The sequence below is a fragment of the Desulfobacterales bacterium genome (assembly GCA_030066985.1).
In the GTDB taxonomy this organism is placed as follows: Bacteria; Desulfobacterota; Desulfobacteria; order Desulfobacterales; family JAHEIW01; genus JAHEIW01.
Window position 1 is genome coordinate 28,501 of record JASJAN010000021.1, and the last position, 16,303, is coordinate 44,803.

General features: G+C 49.5%; 14 protein-coding genes. 12 read left to right on the forward strand and 2 right to left on the reverse strand.

From position 1 onward, the window contains the following. Window positions 1-49: 49 nt before the first annotated feature. From QNJ26_11770 to QNJ26_11785, 4 genes are all read left to right on the forward strand, one after another. Window positions 50-1,600, forward strand: a complete 1,551-nt coding sequence (locus QNJ26_11770; protein MDJ0986211.1) for an NAD(P)H-hydrate dehydratase — start codon at window positions 50-52, stop codon at window positions 1,598-1,600. A gap of 98 nt (window positions 1,601-1,698) precedes the next feature. Further along, on the forward strand, window positions 1,699-2,172 hold the full coding sequence (gene tsaE / locus QNJ26_11775) for a tRNA (adenosine(37)-N6)-threonylcarbamoyltransferase complex ATPase subunit type 1 TsaE (protein ID MDJ0986212.1): 474 nt from the start codon (window positions 1,699-1,701) through the stop codon (window positions 2,170-2,172). A 169-nt stretch (window positions 2,173-2,341) separates the two neighbouring features. Beyond that, on the forward strand, window positions 2,342-3,568 hold the full coding sequence (locus QNJ26_11780; protein ID MDJ0986213.1) for an aspartate kinase: 1,227 nt from the start codon (window positions 2,342-2,344) through the stop codon (window positions 3,566-3,568). Window positions 3,569-4,274: 706 nt separating this feature from the next. Beyond that, window positions 4,275-4,955 (forward strand): OmpA family protein, encoded by a 681-nt coding sequence (locus QNJ26_11785; protein MDJ0986214.1) that lies wholly within the window; start codon window positions 4,275-4,277, stop codon window positions 4,953-4,955. A 363-nt stretch (window positions 4,956-5,318) separates the two neighbouring features. On the opposite strand, the gene pyrF is transcribed toward QNJ26_11785, so the two are convergent. Both pyrF and rfbB read right to left on the reverse strand, forming a co-directional pair. Beyond that, a complete protein-coding gene (gene pyrF / locus QNJ26_11790) occupies window positions 5,319-6,038 on the reverse strand; it encodes an orotidine-5'-phosphate decarboxylase (protein ID MDJ0986215.1) in 720 nt (239 codons plus the stop codon). 150 nt (window positions 6,039-6,188) lie between these two features. Beyond that, window positions 6,189-7,247: a dTDP-glucose 4,6-dehydratase gene (gene rfbB, locus QNJ26_11795; protein MDJ0986216.1), complete on the reverse strand. Its 1,059-nt coding sequence runs from the start codon at window positions 7,245-7,247 to the stop codon at window positions 6,189-6,191. A gap of 392 nt (window positions 7,248-7,639) precedes the next feature. Here rfbB and QNJ26_11800 point away from each other — a divergent pair, with 392 nt between their 5' ends. From QNJ26_11800 to cobA, 8 genes are all read left to right on the forward strand, one after another. Next, window positions 7,640-9,001 (forward strand): HDOD domain-containing protein, encoded by a 1,362-nt coding sequence (locus tag QNJ26_11800; GenBank protein ID MDJ0986217.1) that lies wholly within the window; start codon window positions 7,640-7,642, stop codon window positions 8,999-9,001. A 34-nt stretch (window positions 9,002-9,035) separates the two neighbouring features. Then, window positions 9,036-10,490, forward strand: a complete 1,455-nt coding sequence (gene selA, locus QNJ26_11805; protein ID MDJ0986218.1) for an L-seryl-tRNA(Sec) selenium transferase — start codon at window positions 9,036-9,038, stop codon at window positions 10,488-10,490. Between the two features lies 1 nt (window position 10,491). After that, window positions 10,492-11,853 carry a tetratricopeptide repeat protein gene (locus tag QNJ26_11810; protein ID MDJ0986219.1) on the forward strand — a complete coding sequence of 454 codons (1,362 nt, stop codon included), beginning with the start codon at window positions 10,492-10,494 and terminating at the stop codon, window positions 11,851-11,853. A gap of 13 nt (window positions 11,854-11,866) precedes the next feature. Beyond that, a complete protein-coding gene (locus QNJ26_11815; GenBank protein MDJ0986220.1) occupies window positions 11,867-12,439 on the forward strand; it encodes a D-sedoheptulose 7-phosphate isomerase in 573 nt (190 codons plus the stop codon). 45 nt (window positions 12,440-12,484) lie between these two features. After that, entirely contained in the window at window positions 12,485-13,435 is a 951-nt protein-coding gene (locus tag QNJ26_11820) for a deoxyhypusine synthase family protein (GenBank protein ID MDJ0986221.1), read from the forward strand. Window positions 13,436-13,566: 131 nt separating this feature from the next. Continuing rightward, the gene (locus QNJ26_11825; protein ID MDJ0986222.1) at window positions 13,567-13,797 is read left to right on the forward strand and encodes a zinc ribbon domain-containing protein; all 231 of its coding nucleotides are present in this window, start codon (window positions 13,567-13,569) and stop codon (window positions 13,795-13,797) included. 5 nt (window positions 13,798-13,802) lie between these two features. Further along, window positions 13,803-14,750: a hydroxymethylbilane synthase gene (hemC, locus tag QNJ26_11830; protein MDJ0986223.1), complete on the forward strand. Its 948-nt coding sequence runs from the start codon at window positions 13,803-13,805 to the stop codon at window positions 14,748-14,750. Continuing rightward, window positions 14,740-16,260, forward strand: coding sequence for a uroporphyrinogen-III C-methyltransferase (cobA, locus tag QNJ26_11835; GenBank protein MDJ0986224.1), 1,521 nt, complete (start codon window positions 14,740-14,742; stop codon window positions 16,258-16,260). Before hemC ends, cobA begins: the two co-directional genes overlap by 11 nt. Window positions 16,261-16,303: the final 43 nt, after the last annotated feature.

The window sequence follows — 16,303 nt, forward strand, 5'->3', positions numbered from 1 at the left end:
TTTATATACTTCGCTTATCTAGAACCATATCAACCCAATCGGGATTCAAATGATTCTTGTCACCGCAGCTGAAATGCAGGAAATGGATCGTCAAACGATCGAAGTGCATGCGATCCCCGGTCTGGAGCTCATGGAAGCTGCCGGGCAAGGCGCCGCACTCGTTTTGCTTACCCAATTTGCCGATCAAATCGAAGATGGCGTCAGTATCATTTGCGGCAAAGGCAACAATGGCGGTGACGGGTTTGTTATCGCTAGGGAGCTGGCGGCAAGGGAAGTTAAGGTAACGGTTTATCTGCTGGCCAAGACCACTGCCGTCAAAGGTGATGCCGCAACCAATCTCAAACGTCTCGAAGAACTCAAAGTACCTGTTATCGAGGTGTCGGACGAAAATTCTTTTTTGGCACACCAATCCGAGATCGCCCGCTCAGGCTTGCTGGTGGACGCCATTCTGGGGACCGGGTTGACGTCTGATGTCAGAGGCTTTTTTAGGGTCGTTATTGATTTTATCAACCGCACTGGACTACCGGTATTTGCCGTTGATATTCCCTCGGGCCTAAATTCCGATACCGGCCAGCCCTGTGGGATATCCACCCAGACGCAGGCAACAGCCACTTTTGGGCTCGCCAAAATAGGTCATTATACCTATCCAGGTGCCGATTACACCGGAAAGCTCGATATCATCGATATTGGCATACCAGATGCAGTTGTCGAGGCTGTTGCGCCACAGCAGCACCTGCTAGACGCTGAACAACTCAGCACCTATTTTCAGTCGCGCGCGTCAGATACGCACAAGGGCAAGACCGGCCATCTGCTGGTGGTTGCCGGTTCAACCGGAAAAACCGGCGCGGCCGCGATGACCGCCATCTCGGCTATGCGAGCCGGTGCCGGCTTGGTTACGCTGGGAGTGGCCGAAAGCCTCAACCCGGTTGTTGAGCCTCAGGTGTTGGAAGTCATGACAGCCCCCTTACCCCAAAGCCGGCCCGGTATCCTTGGTGACACGGCCTTTAAACAAATCCAGACATTGATCGTCGGCAAATCGTGTATGGCTATCGGGCCGGGTATCGGTCAGGCACCTGAAACCCGAAGACTGGTTGAAAAAATCATGCGTGAAACCAACATTCCATTGGTCATCGATGCCGATGGACTCAACAATATTGCCGGGCAAACCGATTTGTTGAAAAAACTTGACGCACCGGCCGTACTAACCCCCCATCCTGGAGAAATGGCCCGATTGATTGAAAGCACGCCTGCTGCAGTTCAACAGAACCGTCTGGCGTGCGCTCGGGAATTTGCCGTCAAATACGGAGTGCATGTGGTGTTGAAGGGAGCGGCAACTGTCATTGCCCATCCTGATGGTTCTGCGTTTATCAATCCAACCGGCAACCCCGGCATGGCCTCTGGCGGAATGGGTGATGTACTGACAGGGGTTCTGGCCGGATTCATCACCCAGGGTCTTTCTCCGGAAGCAGCTGCCCATGCGGCCGTTTATCTTCACGGGGCCGCAGCCGACACCCTCGCAAATACCAAGGGCCCCATCGGCTATTTGGCCGGTGACGTCATGTATGCCATTCCTGCGGAGATCAAAAAGATACTGGGCTAACCAAACCTAAAGTTATTGGTTATTAGATTTGAGCCCACGACAAAAACGGTCAAACGTTTCAGACGAATAACGAATAACCTATAACGATAAACAGTCCCATGACTGAACAACATATTCAGATATCTACCCGTTCTGCAGCAGACACACAACATCTGGGGCGAACTCTGGGCGCACTGATTCAGCAACCGGTCACCATTGGCTTAAGCGGTGATCTGGGTAGCGGAAAAACCGCCTTGGTGCAGGGACTGGCCAGAGGTCTTGATGTTTCTGACCAGTACTATATTACCAGCCCGACATTCACATTGATCAATGAATACCCCGGTCGTTTTCCGCTGTATCACGTGGATTTATACCGCATTGACGACCCTTTTGAACTGGAGGATATTGGTTTGGACGAAGTTCTGCGGGCAGATGCGGTCATCGCCATCGAATGGGCCGAAAAGCTATCGAAAGGTACGCTGCTGAACTATCTACAGCTACAGTTTAAAATCATAAGCGAGATGACCCGCCGCATTGATCTATTTGCATATGGACATCCGGCTGCTAATTTGCTAAAAGCTCTGGAATTCTAGTTTTAGATGATAAATAATAGCAGCCATGAGTTGGGCGTCTAGCTAGATAAGCGTATTAACATCTACCACGAAGAACACGAAGACCAAAAATTATAGACGAAATTTAATGTTGTCATCATCTTCGTGCTCCTACGTGTTCTTTGTGGTGAAGGGAGAAACCACGAAAAAAATGGCTTTAATTGTTCAAAAGTATGGCGGCACTTCGGTTGCGGACCTGGAACGGATCCAAAATGTGGCCACCCGGGTTGCCAAAACCTATGACCAAGGCAATTCGGTGGTCGTTATCCTTTCAGCTATGGCCGGTATTACCGACAACCTGATTGGTATGGCCAGTGACATTTCCCAAGTACCGGACAAAAGGGAGCTGGATGTGTTGCTGGCCACCGGCGAACAGACCACTTCTGCCCTGCTGGCCATGACGCTCAAATCGATGAATTATCCGGCCCAGTCGTTACTGGGGCATCAGGCCGAAGTCCTGACCGACCAATGCCACGGTAATGCCCGCATTCTTGATATTCGGGCCGAACGTATTCAGGAGCTGCTGGATGACCGTCATATTGTTGTGGTGGCCGGGTTTCAGGGATGCGATCCCAATGGCAACATCACAACCCTGGGGCGCGGCGGGTCAGACACATCCGCTGTGGCCATTGCTGCGGCGCTTAAAGCCGATGTTTGTGAAATCTATACCGACGTGGATGGTGTCTACACAGCCGATCCCAACATTTGCCCGCAAGCCCGCAAGCTGGATGCCATTTCCTATGATGAAATGCTGAACATGGCCAGCCTGGGAGCTAAGGTCTTGCAAATCCGCTCCGTGGGTTTTGCCAAAAAATACAACATCCCGGTGCACGTCAGATCATCGTTCAGCGAGGAGGAGGGAACCATGGTAGTCGATGAAAATTCCGGAATGGAGCGCCTGGTCGTATCCGGCGTCACCCATGATAAAAATCAAGCCCGCATCACTTTAAAAAAAGTCCCAGACATACCAGGAATCGCCGCCAAGATTTTCACCCCGGTGGCTGATGCCGGTATCGTTGTGGATATGATCATTCAAAATACCCGCGCAGGGGGACAAACCGATTTGACGTTCACCGTTCCGCGTCCTGATTTTAAGCAAGCCATGGAAATGCAGACCCAAATTGCCAAAGACATTAAGGCTGAAGATGTATTTGGCGATGAAAAGATTGCCAAGGTCTCCGTTATTGGCGTCGGTATGAAAGATCACTCGGGGGTTGCTTCCAAAATGTTCAATGCCCTGGCCAAAGAAAACATCAACATTATGATGATCAGCACTTCTGAAATCAGAATTTCCTGTATCATTGAAGAAAAATACACCGAACTGGCCGTACGCGTGCTGCACACAGCTTTTGAATTGGATAAAAACGGCCAGTCATAAGCGTTTGCAAGACACGCATGTTCTCCTTGGGCACATAGGGGTGACCCGAAAAAAATAGGCCGGGAAACATGAAGAAATTTAGCACCGAACAGATGCTGTTTGCTATAATGATCGGCGCCCTTGTTCTGGGGATATTTGGGTATCGTTTTTTTCATATGTTCTGAATGGCGTTGACGCAATATTTTTGAAAACATCTTCAATTTAAGGCGGCTGCCGTAGGCTCCGTGTCTGGACAAAGTGGTATCCAAAATTAAACTTGGCAGCCACATTGACTTCTGCTTGGCAAAGTTGTTAAGGTCGACTTCAGCGCAAGGATTCGACCAACCGTAAGGCGTCGCAAGGGTTGACACCGCTCAATGACTTGGAATATCCTTGCGCTACTGACTTTGCCGCAAAGCAACCTGGTCGCACCAATAATAATAAAAGCCAGAATTGGCCCTGTTTTTCTATCTGAAGAACAGGGTTTTTGATTTTGACCAACATCACCAGACTGCCAGATGCTCTGTGCTGGCCTCTAACAATCGACCCTACCCTACCGCATCCAAATGAGCCTTCAAGACAGCCTGCGAAAAATTTGACAAACCTAAAAATTCCTGTTTTGCTTATAAGGGCACCTAAAAATGGTATCCACTTCCATTTTCCCTTTAAAATTTTTAGCACAAATGTGTTTATCCGTTGTTAAAAAACCCGCTAAAGGAGGCTGATCATGTCCAAAAAATTCATGTTTTTCGCATTGAGTTTGAGTATTTTGCTGGTGTTCTCCTGTGTTTCTAAAAATAAATACGTCGAACTTGAAAACCAGGCAAATACCACGCGTGAAAGATTGGAACAAGAAAACAAAAGCCTGTCAAATCAGGTTGCGCAGTTGGAACGGGAGTTGGATAAGGAAAGAACAACGGTTGAGGTTCAAAAAAAAGAAATCTCAGAATTGGATCAAACGCGACAGGAAATTGAAAATAATCTAAAATCACAGATTGCCAGCAAAGACGTCCGCATACAGGAAATCGAAGGTAAATTAATGGTGACTTTTGTCGATAAAATTTTGTTCGATTCAGGCAGTGTCAAAATCAAACCCGAAGGACAGGAAGTCATATTAAGATTGGCCGAATCGTTTAAGGATAAGGCCGACCAGATGATTGTCGTGCAGGGCCACACCGATGACGTCAAAATCGGCGGAGCGCTGCTCGCGAAATTTCCCACCAACTGGGAATTGTCGGCCGCCAGAGCGACAGCGGTTGTGCGTTTTTTACAGGAGCAGGGCGGAATCGAACCCGAAAGGCTCACCGCCAGCGGTTTCAGCTATTACAAACCGGTGGCCTCGAACGAGGATGAAGAGGGGCGCAAACAAAATCGCCGCATTGAAATTATGCTCATTCCGGTGCGCTAAACCATTCAAAAATATCCTAAACGAACGATAAAAAAGCAGGGACCGAAAGAGCCCTGCTTTTTTGATGGGTTGAGCCGGTTGGCCCGTAATGCCGTTTGCTCATTTTTTAAAGCCCAACAGGTGCTCAATGTATCCCGGCATATCTCATAAAAAAGGTCATGTTAATTTCTGAAAGGCGCTATGCTGATATACCGCCCCCATGGTTGATATTGGCCTGGATATTTGGGATTTCGGCACCCAGGCCTTTGGATCTGGTACAAATATCGGTTAAATCCCAAATATCAGGCCACAGGCGGTTTGCCGATCATAGCGCCTTGAAGAAAATGACATGATCTTTAAAAAATTATTTAAAAAGCGTAAAAACTAAAAAGCGCCCTCAATCTCCTCGGCAATGCGTTTCGCTGCTTCTACAGGGTCCTTTGCATCCCGAATCGGTCTGCCAATGACCAGATAGTCCGCTCCGGCGCTGATGGCATCAGCCGGCGTGGTAATCCGGCGTTGATCCTCTTCGGCTGTCACGGTCCAGGCCGGACGAATTCCCGGTGTCACCGCTAAGAACGCATGACCTATTTTATCTTTGATGTAACTGACTTCAAGACCCGAGCAGATGACGCCGGCACAACCGGCGGCATGGGCGATAGCCGCCTTTTCCATGACTGTCTGTTGCATATCGCTGTAATATTCCGGACGATAGCCAGCTGATTTCAAATCCTCGGTTGACACGCTGGTCAAAACGGTAACTCCCAATACCCTCACCTGCCCGCCACTGCCCTTGACTGCTGCGGCCAGCATCCGCTGGCTTTCGCCCACGTGGACCGTGGCAAAGGCAACGCCCAAATCTGCGATCCGCGCCATGGCCCGTTCGACTGTGGCCGGTATATCATGCAATTTTAAATCCAGAAATACCCGGGCTTGAGTTTGTGAATGGATGAAACCGATAATTTCCGGGCCGGCCTGAATAAATAATTCCAGCCCCACCTTGAACAGACCCACGCTTCCGGCCAATAGCTCAATAAAGCTCTTGGCTTCTGCAATTGAGGCCACATCCAGGGGAAATATTATCCGGTCTTTAGCTTGTTTCATTCGTGAGCATTTCTTTTTACAATATGAAGCCGATCACTTTTTGCAGGAGTAATGGAGTACTGGAGTGCTGGAGTAATGGTAAAATGAAGGACACCAAAAAATCAAACAGTACATACAAAACTCCATTACGCCAATACTCCAAGGGATTTTTTACCCTTTCCCATATTGCTGCTTCATCCAGCGCTGATAGTAAGTGCCGCTCTTGATCTGATCCACCCAAGACTGATGATCCAAATACCATTGAATGGTTTTTCGGATACCGCTATCAAAGGTTTCCGCCGGCAGCCAGCCCAGTTCATCTGTCAACTTGCTGAAATCGATGGCGTATCGCAGATCATGACCGGGTCGGTCTTCGACAAAGGTAATCAGATCGCGCCGCGGAAATGCATCAGGTCGCGGGACGAGCTCATCGAGTAGATCGCAGATACGCTCCACCAAATCGATGTTGGCCATTTCGCAGCGTCCCCCGATATTGTACATCTCCCCCCGGGTGCCGGCCTGCATAATCTTCCAAATGGCCTGGCAGTGATCCGTAACGTATAGCCAGTCCCTTACATTTTGCCCTTGGCCGTAAACCGGTAGCGGCTTGCCCTCCAGTGCATTGATGATCATCAGCGGAATCATTTTTTCGGGAAACTGGTAAGGCCCGTAATTATTGGAGCAATTGGAAATCGTCACTGGCAGGCCAAAGGTTTTAAAGTACGCTCTGACGAGATGATCGGAAGAGGCTTTGGAAGCTGAATAAGGGCTGTTGGGCCGATAAGGGGTTTGTTCGGTAAAATGACCTTCCAGGCCCAGTGAGCCATAGACCTCGTCGGTGCTGACATGGTGGAACAGTTTCAGCTGGTGTTGATGGTGACGGGCCAATTCCAGCAGACAAAACGTACCTTCAATATTGGTTTTGATGAAGGCATCCGGCGCTACAATCGAGCGGTCGACATGCGATTCAGCAGCAAAATTACAGATGGCATCCACCGCATAGCGTTCAAATACGGTCTTTAGCGCCTGCTGATCACAAATATCGGCCTGCACAAATACATAGCGATTTGAAAATTGTTTTTGGGCAGCCGCCAGATTATCCAGATTGCCGGCATAGGTCAGTTTATCGACATTGATAATGCGACCATTGAATTCTGGATGTGACAGCATATAATAAATGAAATTTGTTCCAATGAAGCCACAGCCGCCGGTTACCAGTATATTTTGCATTGCATCTCCTAATGTTCTTATGAAACGCTCACAAAAGTTGGGGCTCTCTAATTCTATTAGGGTTTCAGGTGTCGGGCCTTCGCCGCGCCGTAGCGGCTACGTCCGCGCAGGCGGGTGTCAGGGTCTAAAGTACCGCAGTTGGCGGTTCAGGTGTCGGGTTTCAGGTGTCAGGGACGAATAGAAGGACTGACACCAGAACACTGAAACCTGAAACCTTTATCTTACTCACATCTTATATGATTTGCATCATAAAGTAAATTGAGCGACTCGCACATGAGGTGTCTATAATTGTATTGAAACAATTGACTTTATAATGATATATGATAAATTTTGAATATTTACAGATAAATATCAAATACACATGCAGCCGTTCAAGTGAGACGAAGAGCCTGATGCAAGAAAAAAATCGATACCATGTCGCCGCCGGAAGCTACCGTGTGGATGGCCAACAGCCCTTGGTACTGGAAGCCTATCTGGGAACGTGTGTCGGCGTAGCGCTTTATGATGCGGTTGCCGGTGTCGGTGGCTTAATTCATCTGCTGCTTCCGGAACCTGCAACCCCGGACGAAAGCTTTCAACCTGAAAAATATGCATCTACCGGCTTTCCGCCTTTTGTTCACGCTTTGTACAAAGACGGCGCTACGGCTGGGAACCTGAAAGCCTGCATCGCCGGCGGTGCGCTGGTGGGACCGTTAAGTGATACCGACCTTGAAATGGATATTGGCGGGCGCACCACCGAACGGGTCATGCAGTTGATAGCCGCCGAAAATATAACAGTTGATAAATTGGAAACCGGTGGGTTTTTCACCTGCCGGCTTGAGCTGGATTTGGACACAGGCGAATTTTGCATTGAGCCGGCAGGGTTTGACAAGCTTTCAGGCGATGCCGATATTAACATACCTGAGCGCCGGGAAATCTCCGATTCGATAAAAAAATTACAGCCCGTACCGCAAATTGCATTAAAAATAATGCGCATCATCCATTCTGACCAGTATGAAATCAAAACGATAACCGATGAAATCCGAAAGGATCAGGTGATCAGCGCCAGGACACTGCAGCTTTGCAACTCCGTCATGTTTGCCCGTCACAAAAGGATCGAGTCTCTGGATCACGCTCTGGTAATGATGGGTCAACATCTGTTGCTAAAGTTTGTCATTTCGGCCTCCTTGAACAACTTCTTTAATCAGATCGGTTGGGGTTATTCACTGTGCAAGGGCGGCATTTACCATCATGCGATCGGCACAGCGGTCATTGCTGAAAAACTGGCGACTTTGACCGGCCGGGCAGACCCATCAACAGCCTATATGGCGGGACTGCTGCATGATATCGGCAAGGTGGCATTGGATCAATTTATCCACGCCGGCTTTCCGCTCTTTTACCGTGAACTTATTCAGGGTGAAAAAAATTTCTCCGAGGTTGAAAGACAAGTGCTGGGAACCGATCATACCGAGGTCGGCGCAGAGCTCGCACTGAATTGGTCTTTTCCAGAATCTTTGGTGGAAGCCATACGCCATCATCATTATCCCGATAAGGCGACCCAACACAAGCCACTCGTCCATACTGTTTATCTGGCTGATCTTCTCATGAGCAGATTTCATACCGGGCTGGAACTGGAACGATTAAACACCGACGACCTTGCCAGACGGATGGGCGTGATTGGATTGTCGCTTTCTGATTTTCCGCAAATTATTGACCAAATCCCGATAAAGGTGCTGGAATCTTCACCTGAATTGGCATTGATGGCAGACGCATAAAATGCGTAACATGCTCTAAATTCGGAATCACATCATGACAAAAGCAAAATCACAAAAGAAAAAATTGGTGGCCATTGCGCCGGATCAACAGGCGCTGTTGCGCAAGCTACCAGGTGTGGATTACCTGCTAGACCTGGTTTCAAAAGAAGCATTCTTTGAAAGCATTCCACATTCGGTGGTTGTCAATTCAATTCGTGATGTCATCGCTCGCAAACGACAACAAATCCTCGACAAGGATTCTGCGATAGACCAAAACAGCGTGTCAGATAAGCAAATGACAGATGCGGTGGCACAGGCGGTTCGCAAAGCCATGACGCCGAACCTCAAACGCACGATCAATGCAACCGGGATTGTGGTCCATACCAATTTGGGCCGCTCTTTGCTGGCGCCTGAGGTAATTGACAACCTCTTGGCGATTGCCGGCCGTTATTCTAATCTGGAATACGATCTGGCGGCAGGCAAAAGGGGGTCGCGCTACAGCAATGTCGAAGCGTTGATCTGTGAAATCAGCGGGGCAGAGGCAGCTTTAGCCGTTAACAACAATGCCGGTGCGGTTCTTTTGAGCCTGGATACCTTGGCTAGAGATAAAGAAGTGATTGTCTCCCGCGGTGAACTCGTTGAAATCGGTGGGTCCTTCCGGGTGCCGGACGTGATGGCCAAAAGCGGTGCGATTCTCAAAGAAGTCGGAACCACCAACCGCACGCATCTGAAAGATTATGAGACGGCTATCGGACCGCAATCCGGCTTACTGTTAAAAGTCCACACCAGCAACTACAGCGTTGTCGGTTTCACGGCGGAAGTTTCATTGCGAGAGCTGGTTGACCTGGGTGCAGCGCACCAACTGCCGGTCATGGAGGATCTTGGCAGCGGCACGTTTATTGATTTTTCAAAGTACGGCCTGCTCAAAGAGCCCACTGTTCAGGAATCCGTTAATACCGGAACCGATGTGATTGCCTTCAGCGGCGATAAGCTGCTGGGCGGTCCCCAGGCCGGCATTATTGTCGGCAAAAAGAAAGTCATCGATGCCATCAAGCAAAACCCGATGACACGAGCGCTGCGAATTGATAAACTCACACTGGCCGCATTGGAGGGCACCCTGCGACTGTACCGTGACGAAGCAAAGGCTGCACGCAATATACCCACTTTGCAGATGATCATGCTGTCATTGCCTGAAATCCAAGCCCGCGCCCAAGAATTAGCTGAGCGCCTGAAGCGAATCGATGATTCCCGCATGCACATCCACCTACTGGAACGCGCTTCCAAAACCGGAGGCGGTGCGTTGCCGCTTATGGAGCTTCCCAGTTTGTGTATTGGCGTCCAAATCGATGGCGTATCGCCCAACAAGCTGGAAAAAATGATGCGCCAAAACGATCCCCCTATTGTTGGCCGAATTGAAGATGACTTGTTTGTAATGGATCCGCGAACCATCCAGATGGACGAGGTCGCGATAATTGAAACGGCATTTAAAAATCGGATAATGAAAGCCTGATATGCGAAATTACCCAACTGAACTCTATCACAACCGGGAATCCACGCGACACTTTCTGCACGCTAAGGCTGAAGCAGATAACTTGCAAAAAAAGAGAATCCACATTCCTGTCAGCATTCAAAAGGCGATTCAATCCATTTATCCCGGCCTGCTGACAGGGCAAGCGTTTTTAACTCACGCTTTAGAGCAGCTGGCTCAGACCACGCTGTTTGCCGGTCTTATTTTCCAGATCGATGATAACGACACTTCCGCTCCTGAAAAAAGGCCTAAAACCGATCCGGCGGTGGCCCACAAACGAGCAGCCAAATTATTCAACAATTTTTGTCAAAAGCACAATGGCATTTGGGGATTGCTAAACCAGGGATTGTTCGGCGCCTATTTTGATCAGAAAAACAGCGACCGCTGTTTGAAACTGGCACTGCAGTTTCAAGAGACATCAAAAAATAAGGCTGATTTAACCGTCAGCGTTGGTATCGCCGAATACCCAACCCTTAATTATCAACCGGCTGACATCCTCGCCAATGCGCTTAAGGCATTGAATCACGCAGCATTTCTGGGGCCCAACAGCGCTGTGGCTTTTGATTCGGTGAGTCTAAACATCAGCGGAGATCAACTATTCGACCAAGGTGATATCAACGGTTCAATTGAAGAATTTCAACTCGCCCTGAAACTGGATCCGAAAAACATCAATGTTCACAACAGTCTGGGTGTTTGCTACGGCCTGCTCGGAGAATATGAAAAAGCCAAGCTGGAATTTAATTCAGCTGTCAAATTGAATCATAGTGAAGTCATGGCCTGGTACAATATGGGGTTTATCCACATGTTGAACGGCGATCGTCAAAAAGCGCTGGATCTTTTTTTAAAAGCCAATGCCATCAATCAGGATGTGTTTGAAATCACTTTTCAAACCGGCAGGCTGTTGATGGAAATGAAACAGCCTGAAAGCGGCAAAAAATTCCTGCAACGGGCTGCCGCCCTCGAACCGGCGTCCAGTGCGGCATTTCGCTACCTAGGCGAATGTTATACCGAAATTGGCGACACGCACGCCGCTATTACTGCCTTCAAAAAGGCCATTAAATACAATCCCTCTGATGCTGCTTCATTGTCGGCAATGGGCTGTCTGTTTTCCGAGCAGGAGGAGGATCCTAGTATTGCCCTGATGTTTTGTCGCGAAAGCGTGCAACTGTCCCCTGAAAATGGTCTTTTTCGGTACCGTTTAGGCCAGCTTTATCGCAAGCAAAACCGTCTGGATGACGCCTTAGTTGAGTTTAAAAAAGCCGAGCAACTGGGTAAAGACGCATCCGAAGAGATAAGCGAAATCGAAAAGAAAAGTTCACCCAAGGCCACACGTTCAGCGGGTTGAGCAGGATAATACAATGAAAGACATTATTCTACAGCAGCTTGAGGAAAGCCTTGACGTCAAGCGCCAATTTATTGAAGCGCACATGGATAAGATTCAGTTTGCGGCTGAAAAGCTGGTAGACTGCGTGCGGACCAAAAACAAGATTCTCATTTTCGGCAACGGCGGCAGTGCCGCAGACGCACAACATTTGGCCGCCGAATTCGTTAACCGCTATAAAATCGAACGCCCACCTTTGGCAGCCATTGCGCTGACTACCGACACCTCTATTCTGACCAGCGTAGGAAACGATTTTCAGTTTGACGATATCTTTTCAAAGCAAATCCAAGCCCTGGGTAAAAAAAACGATATCGCCTGGGGTATGAGCACCAGTGGAAAGTCGCAAAACGTTATACAGGCCCTCGAGCTGGCCAATGAAAAAGGTTTATTTTCCATTGCTTTCACCGGGCGCGGCGGAACGCTCGCCAACAGTGCCCAACTGGTGTTTACAGCTCCTTCCGATGATACCGCCCGGATCCAGGAAGCCCATATCACGCTAGGTCACATCTTATGCGATCTGGTTGAACGCATGCTTTTTGCACCCAAATGAGAGAGGTTTGACTGTTAAGATAACCTCCGTTGAATGGACACGATTATGCCCAAATCAATAAAACCACTGGACCTCAGACAGGTTAACACCTATTCATTGGCGCAGCGCACCAGCAAGGTGAGCACAAGCAGTTTTGCAAAAACCTGGCAGAAAGGATGCGCTTTTAAAGACTTTTTAAAAAAACTACCCGACATTCTGGCCGCCGGCGATCTTAAATGGGTTATCAACACGCTGGCAACCGCTGCACGCGCTAAAAAAATGGTGATTATGGGAATGGGCGCGCATGTAATCAAGGTGGGACTGAATCCGGTGGTAATTGATCTGATGGAGCGCGGTATTGTGGATTGTGTGGCTCTCAATGGTGCCGGCATTGTGCATGATGTCGAATTGGCCATGGTTGGTCACACGTCTGAAGACGTCGCCGCTGCAATCGATGATGGTTCCTTTGGCATGGCTGAGGATACCGCTATATTTTTGGGGAAAGCGCTGGTTGATATGCAGCCGGACACAGAGGGGCTGGGGCAAGCCGTTGGGCGCGCCATTGATGAAAAAAAATTGCCCTACAACCAGCAGAGCATTCTGGCGACCGGCTATCGGCTGGGGATTCCAGTCACTGTGCATGTCGCCATCGGAACCGATATTGTTCACATGCATCCGCAATGTGACGCCGCCCGAACCGGCGAGGCCTCTCACCGCGATTTCCGCTTATTGTCAGCCATGGTGGCCCGTCTTCAAAAGGGCGTCTATTTGAATGTCGGGTCCGCGGTCATCTTACCGGAAGTTTTTCTAAAGGCCGTCACCCTGGCGCGCAACCTGGGCCACAAACTAAATGAATTCACCACAGTTAATTTGGATTTTATCCAACACTATCGGCCTTTGACCAATGTTGTCCAGCGCCCGACAGCCCGCGGTGGACGAGGTGTCAATTTGGTCGGGCACCATGAAATCATGCTGCCATTGATTGCCGCTGGGGTAATTGAGCAGCTCGAAGCTTGACAGCACTGCGGATTTTATGTTTATTTACGTTTTTCTGACTTGATTTCATTCTGAAACCTTGCTTTTGAAGCCGTGATGATTACTTAATCAGAGAGGCCTGAGACGACTATACTAAATAGCGGGAGAACGCTATGCCGATTTACGAATATCACTGTAATAACTGCGACCAAGATTTTGAGTACCTGGTTTTTGGAAGCGAAAAGCCCGACTGTCCTTCCTGCAAGAGTAAAAAGGTGTCCAAACTGATGTCCCCTTGCGGGTTTATCTCAAAAGGCAGTGGTGGGGAAACCGTATCCAGTTCTGCCGGGGCATCTTCCTGCGGCGGCTGCGCAGCATCGAGTTGCGACGGCTGCGGCCATTGAGTCAGATGAACGATCCAATCAGAATCGGAACCCGTGGCAGTAAACTGGCGCTGTGGCAGGCCAACTGGACCAAATCCTTTCTTGAAAAAAAATTCCCATCAACTCCCATCGAGATAACCATCATAAAAACCCAAGGAGACAAGATTCTGGATGTGCCCCTTGCCAAGGTGGGCGGCAAAGGCCTTTTTGTAAAAGAAATTGAAGAAGCATTGCTGACCGGCCGCATTGATATTGCGGTTCACAGCATGAAAGATATGCCAGCTGACATTCCGGAAGGACTGTGTATCGGGGCGATCCCACAGCGTGAAAACCCGGTGGATGTCTTTATCTCCCGCAATGGCAAACCGTTCAAGGAAATGCCTGCAGGCAGTGTTATCGGCACCAGCAGTTTGCGGCGCGGTGCTCAGCTCAGGCATGCCCGACCGGATATGGTCATCCAGCCCATCCGAGGAAATCTTGATACGCGGCTTAAAAAGCTGGCGTCTGAAAATTTTGACGCCCTGGTCCTTGCAGCAGCGGGGGTCATACGGCTGAATCTGGAACATCAAATTACCGAATACCTGGACGCTACGGTCATGCTGCCAGCAATCGGCCAGGGCGCCTTGTGTGTGGAGGCTCGCACCGATGACCCGGCTGTGGGCCCGATGGTCGCGACCATGGATCATGCACCCACCCGGGCAGTGGTTGCCGGCGAACGCGCTTTTCTCAAGCGGCTCGAAGGCGGTTGCCAGGTACCCATTGCCGGTCACGGAACCATCAGTGATCAGACGTTTACGCTTATCGGGTTGGTAGCAGATGTTGATGGTGCCAAGGTCATCAAAGGGGAAAAAAGCGGGCCGATTGCTTCATCGGAGACCATTGGTATCGATTTGGCTGAAGAGCTGCTTGCCAGGGGAGCGGATCACATCTTGGAACAACTTAAAACCATATCACCCGAGGGCTATGAAAGCTAAAGTATATCTGGTCGGTGCCGGTCCCGGTGATCCGGGTCTGGTCACCGTCAAAGGCAAAGAATGTATCCAAAGGGCAGATGTCATCATCTATGACTACCTGGCTGCCCCTGCCCTGTTAAAACACGCCCGTAAATCCGCCGAGCTGATCTATGTTGGCAAAAAAGGCGGCGACCACACCCTTTCCCAGGATGAGATCAATCATTTGCTCGTCGAAAAAGCCCAATCCGGAGGCGTGATCACCCGACTTAAAGGCGGCGACCCGTTTATCTTCGGCCGCGGTGGTGAAGAGGCTGAAGCGCTTTTGAAAGCCGGCATCGCATTTGAAATCGTTCCCGGCGTTACTTCTGCCATTGCCGCAGCAGCCTACGCCGGTATTCCACTGACCCATCGTCAATTAACCTCGACCCTGGCCTTTGTAACCGGCCATGAGGATCCAACCAAAGCAGAAACGAGCATTAATTGGTCTTCGCTGGCCAAGGGCATCGGCACCCTTGTTTTTTTCATGGGCGTTAAAAATTTGCCCAATATATCAAAGCGTTTAATCGACAACGGCAAATCGCCGGATACGCCGGTTGCCTTGATTCGATGGGGCACGACTTCCCGTCAAAAAACCGTTACCGGAACACTGAGCACAATTGCCGATACGGCCCAGGCAGCTGGTTTGAAGGCACCGGCCATTATAGTGGTTGGTGATGTCGTCACATTGCGTCAATCGCTGAAATGGTTTGAGGAACGACCGCTGATTGGGAAACGTATCGTCGTCACCCGTGCGCGCCAACAGGCCAGTGATCTGGTCAAGCGGCTTGAGGAACTGGGTGCCGAATGCCTTGAGTACCCAACCATTGAAATTAGAGCACCCAAAGATCCCCAGCCTCTCAAGCAGGCAGTCGCGGGCCTATCCACCTATGATTGGATTGTCTTTACCAGCGTCAACGGGGTCAGCTATTTCTTCGAGCAGCTATTTGTCGCCGGTAATGACGTACGGGTATTGGGTCACTTGAAAACAGCGGCCATTGGTCCGGCCACTGCTGCCCGCTTGCTGGAATTTGGATTGACCAGTGATATCGTGCCCGAAACATACCGAGCAGAATCGGTGATAAAAGCATTTAAAAAAGAAAATTTAAAGGGCAAAAAAATACTGCTGCCACGTGCTAAGGAAGCCCGTCCGATTTTACCGCAAGAGCTGACAAAAATGGGCGCTGCCGTCACTGAAATACCGGCCTACGAAACCTTAAAAGCAGCCGAAAATATGGATGATCTCATCCAGCAGCTCAAGGATAAGCGGGTGGATATGATCACTTTTACCAGCTCGTCCACCGTAACAAATTTTAAAGCGCTTTTACCGCCAACAGATTTTAAGGCGCTCATCCAAGATGTCACCATTGCCAGTATCGGACCGATTACCTCCGATACCGCTAAAGAACTGGGTTTTCAAGTCCATATCTCCGCCGAATCCTACACCATCCCCGGTCTGGTAGACGCCATCCTCCAATTTTACCAGAACAATTGACCTGATCGCATTTTCGAAAAGAAGTCTTGACAGCTCGACGCGG